The sequence below is a fragment of the Burkholderiales bacterium genome, from assembly GCA_036262035.1.
Taxonomy (GTDB): Bacteria; Pseudomonadota; Gammaproteobacteria; order Burkholderiales; family SG8-41; genus JAQGMV01.
The window spans coordinates 1-6,198 of the sequence record DATAJS010000006.1; the positions used below are offsets into that span (position 1 = coordinate 1).

General features: G+C 63.6%; 5 protein-coding genes. 3 read left to right on the forward strand and 2 right to left on the reverse strand.

The annotated features are described in order from the left end of the window. Positions 1-144 precede the first annotated feature (144 nt). Positions 145-954 (reverse strand): hypothetical protein, encoded by an 810-nt coding sequence (locus VHP37_04930; protein HEX2825668.1) that lies wholly within the window; start codon positions 952-954, stop codon positions 145-147. Between the two features lie 288 nt (positions 955-1,242). After that, the gene (locus VHP37_04935; protein HEX2825669.1) at positions 1,243-1,773 is read right to left on the reverse strand and encodes an IclR family transcriptional regulator C-terminal domain-containing protein; all 531 of its coding nucleotides are present in this window, start codon (positions 1,771-1,773) and stop codon (positions 1,243-1,245) included. A 609-nt stretch (positions 1,774-2,382) separates the two neighbouring features. On the opposite strand from VHP37_04935, the gene VHP37_04940 reads away from it, so the two are divergent. The 3 genes from VHP37_04940 to VHP37_04950 all read left to right on the forward strand — a co-directional run bounded on the left by VHP37_04940 (position 2,383) and on the right by VHP37_04950 (position 6,063). Beyond that, positions 2,383-2,601 (forward strand): isocitrate lyase/phosphoenolpyruvate mutase family protein, encoded by a 219-nt coding sequence (locus VHP37_04940; GenBank protein HEX2825670.1) that lies wholly within the window; start codon positions 2,383-2,385, stop codon positions 2,599-2,601. A 135-nt stretch (positions 2,602-2,736) separates the two neighbouring features. Then, complete coding sequence (locus VHP37_04945; GenBank protein HEX2825671.1) at positions 2,737-3,645, forward strand: LamG domain-containing protein; 909 nt, start codon at positions 2,737-2,739, stop codon at positions 3,643-3,645. A gap of 138 nt (positions 3,646-3,783) precedes the next feature. Next, positions 3,784-6,063 carry an alpha/beta hydrolase domain-containing protein gene (locus VHP37_04950; protein ID HEX2825672.1) on the forward strand — a complete coding sequence of 760 codons (2,280 nt, stop codon included), beginning with the start codon at positions 3,784-3,786 and terminating at the stop codon, positions 6,061-6,063. Positions 6,064-6,198: the final 135 nt, after the last annotated feature.

Here is a 6,198-nt window from a genome sequence, read left to right on the forward strand (position 1 = left end):
TCGTCTGTGCGTCAACGCGGTGTGGCTCGCGCTGCCGTGCGCCGTAGAAATTCCAGGCAGTCTCTCACTGACACAGCGGTTCAGTTCAACGGGTTTTATCCACCATGCTGCCGCATGGCGGATCAAAACCTTCTTCGTTGGCGACTATTCGTGCCCGAGTAGATTCTCAATGCGACTCATCAGTGCTTCGTCTAGCTCGCCTTTGTCCGCCTTTGATTCGAAGATTTTGATGAGCGACGCGATGTATCGCGCTTTCATTTCGCTTAATTGATTGCGGTGAGCGGTGTGGGGTAAGCCGCCCCCACCATCTGGTGTAGTGTTCTCGGATGAGGTCGCATCAATGGCCTCATCGACCTTGACGTCGGCGTCTTTGCGGGACATTTCCTCCGCAGGCACGACCGGCGTGCTCCCAATCCCCCTCGCGCTACTTGGGACGATCAAATGGGTACGCGCTCCCCCGCGAGCGTCGAAGAATCGCGCTGTATCCGCGGAGTCCATCAGAACTCGATATGCGCGGTCGACTACACCGGGGGTGATTCCAAAAGCCGTCTTCAACGCGTTTTTCATGCCGGCCTCAGTCGGCAACTGCTTCCCGCGATACTCTTCAAATACCCGTTGAAACAGTTCAACGTTGAAAAACGCCTCGACCAACGACTCCTTGGCGCTCCACTCATATACAGGCATCAGGATGGATCGCGCGAGGTCTGTAATAGAAAAACGATTCCCTGACTTCTCTAGCAGTCCAAAAATTCGCGCTGCGGCCACGCGTGACTTAAACGCCCCATTGTTTGTGCCCGCGTACCCAAGCGCAGCCGCTAGTTCATCAAGAGTAGTAGTGCCTCCGAGAGTAAAGTGAACCGTCTTGGCGACGTCGAGCGAATCGGAAAGCGCATAATAAGGAAATCTGGCAGTGGATATCTGCCGTATGCCAACCCTGTCCGTATCTCTACTCATGTATTCGCGAGCTCCGCATCGTTGGCGAAACTTCCATGAAACGAACTAACGATACTCCGGTTGGTCGCGACAAGCAACGTTGGTCGGCTAGAAGGTACTCGTATAAATACTAAATCGTTAGTGCAATTTATAAACGTCCAGAAAAACAATAGGATAAACAAACGCATTAGACTCAAATATTAGCTTAAATGCGAAGTTGATCTTGTGGTTGTTTGCCCGCGTATCTTCGGTCGAATGTGGCCAATTGCTCGCAAATTTGCTATCCGACCACGGCGACCACGGAGGCGCCTAGGGAAGCAGCCGCTCTAAAGCCCTCGCTCCCGCGCACAACAACTTAATCAGGTCCTCCCATCGCGCTTCCTGCATACGACTCGTGACAGCAGATACGCTGACCCCCGCGATGGGCGCGTCCTGCGCGTCGCGTATCGCGACGCCGATCGCGCGGGCGCCGGAGACCGAGCCGTCGTGGATGGCGAAGCCACGTTGCTGGGCCAGTCGGACCATCCTCATAAGCTTCCGGACAGTGAGCCCGTTGTAGGCGTGTAGCCGATCGCGGTTGGCGGCGATGACTGCGCGCATCTCTTCTTCAGGCAACGTACTCAGTATCGCAAGGCTCCCCGCTCCGATCCCCAAAGGCCGTCGCGTTCCCACTTCCAGCGTATAAGTGCGGATCGGAAAGTCGCCTTCCTGTCGGTCGATGCAGACCGCGTCCATGCCGCTGCGCTGGGTGAGGAAGACCATGTCGCCGGTTGCGTCCGCGAGCGCGCGGAGGTGTGGGCGGGCGATGTCGGCTAAACGAACTGTCGGCGCGGCGCTCAAGCCCAACTCGTAAAGCATCGCGCCTAAGTGGTAGTTACGCGTGCGCGGATTGCGAGCGACGAGTTTCTCGTGGGCGAGGCATTGCAATAGGCGATGGAGGGTGGGGCGGCGGAGACCGGTGAGGTTGCAGAGGTCGACGACGCGGAGGCCTGCGTGGTTGTGTGAAGCGATGATGCGCAGCAGGGTGGCGGCGCGTTGGACGCTTTGGGTGCCTTCGGGGGCGGGGGGTGGATGACATGAGAGTAAACCGGGGTCTGACCCCGAAAAGGCCGGGGTCAGACCCTCAAAAAAACCAGGGTCTGACCCCGATGAAGCCGGGGTCAGACCCCGACTGCTCGTGGAATAACCAGATACTGGACATTGCGGCCGCCCGATCATAGCCGCCCTCGGCGTGGCTGCTCGATAATCGCAGCCATTCCCGCCACCGAAGGATTTCCCCGATGGACAAGCCCACCACCACGCTGCGCACGCTCCTCGCGCGGTCCAAGCTCCTGCTCGCGCCGGGCGTCGCGGACGCGATGAACGCCCGCATCGTGGCGCACGAGGGATTCGAGGCGCTGTATATGACCGGCAGCGGCACGGCGGCGACGCGGCTCGGGGATGCCGGACGTGGGGCTGCTCACGATGGACGAGATGGTCGACAACGCCGGGCGCATCGCGGAGGCCGCGGGCATTCCGCTGATCGCGGACGCCGACACCGGCTACGACGGGCCGCTCGACGTGCGCCGCACGGTGCGCGCGTACGAGCGCGCGGGTGTGGCCGCGATCCATCTCGAGGACCAGCAGTGGCCGTCGGCAGCACGCCCGATCAGTTCGGGCGCTTCATGAAGAGCGAGATCGTGAAGTGGACGAACGTGGTGAAGGCGTCGGGCGCGAAGGTGAACTGATAAAAATCCGGGCGTTCATCACGGTCGGGACGCCGACGCGGACCGCCCTGGCGCGGGCATTTGGTACCATCCCCCGATGCTCGCCGCCATCCGAAAGCATCTCGCCCGCATTGCCGTGGCGGCGCTCGCGCTGCTGCTCCTGGGCTCGCTCGCGCTCAATGTCGTCATCGTGCAGGACCTGCGCGTCAACGCAGAGCCGACCCCGGCGCGGTCCGATTTCGTCGCGGGCAAGTGCAGCGCGCCGTCGCTCGTCGGCCACTGGCGCTTCGAAAGTCTGCCGGATGCGGTCGGCGACATGGCCATCGACGACAGCGGCTATTCGAACCATGCGCGCCTCGAAGTCGCCAGGCTGCCCCTTTCGCGGCTGCGCTACTCGCCGCCGGCGCAAGCCGCGGGCATCGACGGCCGGGCGGTCGAGGTCAGCGGCCGCCAATGGCTCGGCGCCGGCAACAGCGACTGCTTCACCACCGAGCGCTTCACGGTGGCGGTGTGGATCTGGCTGGACGAGGTCGGCAACGTGCCGACGATCGTCGGCAAGAGCGCGTGGCCTCACAACGGCTGGTGGCTGATGACGACCACGCGCGGCATCCAGGCCGACGATCGCTACCTCGATCTCGGCGTCGCATGGCCCGGCGGGACCGCGCACGTGCAGTCGGGCTATCAGGTGCCTTTGCGCGAATGGCATCACGTCGTCGTCACCGTCGACAACCTTCAGCGGGAGGTGCAGTTCTTCGTCGACGGCAAGCTCGTGTCGCGCCATACCGATGTGCCGAGATGGCACGTCAACTGGGACCACGAGCTGGTGATCGGCGATTACGACGGCTCGGCGCGCTGGCCGTGGATCGGCAGGATCGACGACCTGCGCTTCTACAACCACGTCCTCAGCGAAGCCGACTGCGTCGCGTTGTATCGCGCCGAGGACATCGGCTTGAACACCCCTCCGCAAAAAGAATCGCGCATTCAGGCGATTGCCCCGGCGTCATAATACTCTCCGATTCCGCATGCTGGTCCGTGGCAAAGCCGTGGACGCAGGTGTAGATTCGATCGGATACGTCGAAAAAAGAAGGCCGTGACGAGTATCCGGCCGCGGCCGCCGATCGCAGGCAACATGGAGGGGTAGACCATGGTTCCGAGCGCTTGCATCAAAAGGGGCGTCCTCGCGACGCTCGCTGCACTGTCGATCATCCCGATATCCACTGAAGCGCGCGTAGTGCGCATCGTGAGCATGAGCCCGCCCACGGTCGCGTTCGGCGGCTATTCATGGCCGGGTGTCGGGCAGTACCACAAGATCACCGGCGTCGCGTATGCCGAGGTCGATCCGAACGACCGCCGCAACCACGACATCGTCGATCTGAAGCGCGCGCAGCCTCAGTCCGGACCGCTGCAGCCCGGCAAGACGGCGCAGGGCAAGGTCGGTTATCTCTTCAACTTCTACATCCTGAAGCCCGCGGACGTCGATCAGGTCGACCGCAAGCTCAACGGCTATCGCAAGGTGATGTACGAGCCGCCGAACCGCGGCGGCAAGACGTGGACCGCGCTGGGGCGCGTCAGCGGAGGCGGCAACGATCCGGCGACGATCGTCGATCCGGTCGTGCTCCAGAACTCGTTCCTGATGCCGCGCGGCTACACGTTGGTCTGGAGCGGTTGGGAGCCGCTCGTGCCGGCAGCGAGCCTCGCCACGAGCCTCACCGCGTCCGCGGCATTGCCGATCGCGGTCAATCCGAACGGCTCCGCGATTACCGGTCCCTCGTACGAATACATCGTGAGCAGCGCGAGCTCGTTCACGCTGTCGTATCCGGCGGCGAACGCGGCCGATACGAGCACCGCGAAGCTCACGCATCGCGTGCATCTCAACGACACGCCGGTTGCGGTGCCGCCGGCCACCCCCGGCAACGCGGGCTGGCAGTACACCGGCGGCGGCACGGCGATCCGTCTCGTCGACGCGGCCGGAGCGCCGGTGGCGTTCACCGCGAACGACATCTACGAGTTCAGCTACACCGCGAAGGACCCGTGGGTGGCCGGCCTCGGCTTTGCGGCGGTGCGCGACTGGATGTCGTGGCTGCGCTATGCCGATCGCGACGACGCCGGCACGCCGAATCCGCTCGCGAACTACATCAAGCGCGTCTACACCGAGATCTCGTCGCAGCCGGGACGGATGTTCAACGACTTCCGCCATCTCGGCTTCAACGAGTCCGACATGGGCCACGGCGGCCGCAAGGTGTTCGACGGCCACATGCAGTGGATCGCGGCGGGCAGCGGCATCGGCCTGAACTACCGCTTCTCGCAGTCGGGCCGCACCGAGCGCAATCGCCAGGACCACCGTTATCCGGAGAATCTCTTCCCGTTCGCGAACGTCGAGACGACCGATCCGTTCACCGGACGCCGCGACGGCCGCCTCGAGAAATGCGAAGCGACCCATACGTGCCCGCTCGCGGTGGAGATCTACTCGGCGAACGAGTACTGGGTGAAGTCGGCGTCGCTGCTGCACACCACGCCCGACGGTCGGCGCGACCTGCGCGACTCGCGATATGCGCGCAACTACTTCATGTCGAGCATGCGTCACGGCACCGGCAGCGCCACGAACCGCGGCGCATGCCAGCAGTTCGACAATCCGTTGAGCTCGTCGCCCGTGCAGCGCGCGCTGTTCCTCGCGCTCGACGCGTGGGCCGACGACGGCGACGATCCGCCGGACAGCCGCGTGCCGCGGCTCGACAACGGCACGCTCGTGCTGCCCGCGCACACCGGGTTCCCGACCAACATCCCCGATCCCTTCGGTGAGACGCCCAACGGCAAGGTGACCTACACCGGCCTGAAGACGACGCGCTATCGCTATCTCATGGGCGAATCGTTCTACACCAGCGGGATTCCGACGAACGTGCCGCCGAAGATGGACGCGCCGTACCAGGTCGATACGCCGGTGCCGTTCGTGTCGCACAACGGTCCGGTCTATCCCAGCTTCGTGCCCAAGACCGACCGCGACGGCAACGACATCGCGGGCGTGCGTTTACCGGACGTGACGGTGCCGCTCGCGACCTACACCGGCTGGGCGCTGCGCCGCGGCGCGTGGGCGAACGACGGCTGCGAAGGCTCGGGGCAATCGATCGCCTTCCAGAAGACCAAGGCCGATCGGGAAGCGAAAGGCGATCCGCGGCGGTCGGTGCAGGAGCGTTACCCGACGTTCGTCGCGTATCAGAACGCGGTGATCCGCGCGATCGACGACATGGTGAAGGACCGGTTCCTGCTGTGTGAAGACGCGGTCAACGAGCTTCCGCGCCTGATCACGGCCGGACTTGCCGCCGGCGTACCGGCAGCGAGCAACCCGGGCGAAGTGAAGACCGAGATCCCGCAGTGCCGTCCGCGCAAACACGGTCACGACGACGACCACGGCCACGGGAAGCATTAAAAAACCACGTCATTCCCGCGAAGGCGGGAATCCATTCGACGCGCAGCGTCGTCCTGGCGAAAGCCAGGATCCATTTCGACGACCTCAAAAGTCAAAATGGGTCCCGTACGTGTCCGCTCTCGCGGACACGTCCGG